Source organism: Oleiphilus sp. HI0043, from assembly GCF_001634935.1.
The window spans coordinates 1-728 of the sequence record NZ_LWEY01001018.1; the positions used below are offsets into that span (position 1 = coordinate 1).

A 728-nucleotide genomic window follows, 5' to 3' on the forward strand; every position below is an offset into this window, starting at 1 on the left:
CTTGCGTTAAGGCTACATACTTATCCGGAGAAATATTAGCCTCTAACAAAGGTACTAATTCACCATGACGGTTTTCGCGATAGCTTAAAACCTGCTTCCAAGGCCAAACCTTGTTCAAGGCACCAATCATAAAGCCTGTTAAAACAGCCAAAGTCAGTTTTCTATAACGTGAAAATGTCCAAACAAGTAGTTTGGCAATGGACAAAATACCAATACCACACCCCAGCACAAAGACACTTAATACGGCGAGATCAAAGTCCTTCACCGCCCCAAGAATATAAGCATAGGTGCCCAGAATCAGTAAGATAAAGCTTCCGGAGATACCTGGTAGCACCATAGCGCAAATCGCAAGCACACCCGATAGAAAGGCGTTAAAGAGTGTTTGATCAATACTCGCTGGAGACATTGAGGTTAAGCCCCAGGCAAATACGGCTCCCAATAGCATTGCGATAACCAAGCCAACGCTCCACTCCCTTACTTCACGACCCACTATGTATACAGACGCCAAGATGAGACCAAAAAAGCCGGCCCAAAGAGGAATAGGAAAGTTAGCCAGCAGAAAAGTAATCACCTTCGCCAAGGATATTGCGCTTGTCACAATGCCAACAAACAGAGTAAGAAGAAAACTGGCGTCTGCCTTTTCCCAGACTCCTTTTAAGCTTCTATTTTTTAATGCTAGTAACAAAGTAGGAAGAATTGAATTTAAGGCTTGTAGCAGGCGCTCATAA

General features: G+C 43.7%; 1 protein-coding gene. It reads right to left on the reverse strand.

Going from position 1 to position 728, the window contains the following annotated elements:
- Positions 1–728, reverse strand: a 728-nt coding sequence (locus tag A3729_RS10865; RefSeq protein WP_068633809.1) for a DUF368 domain-containing protein, incomplete at both ends; no start/stop codon positions are given.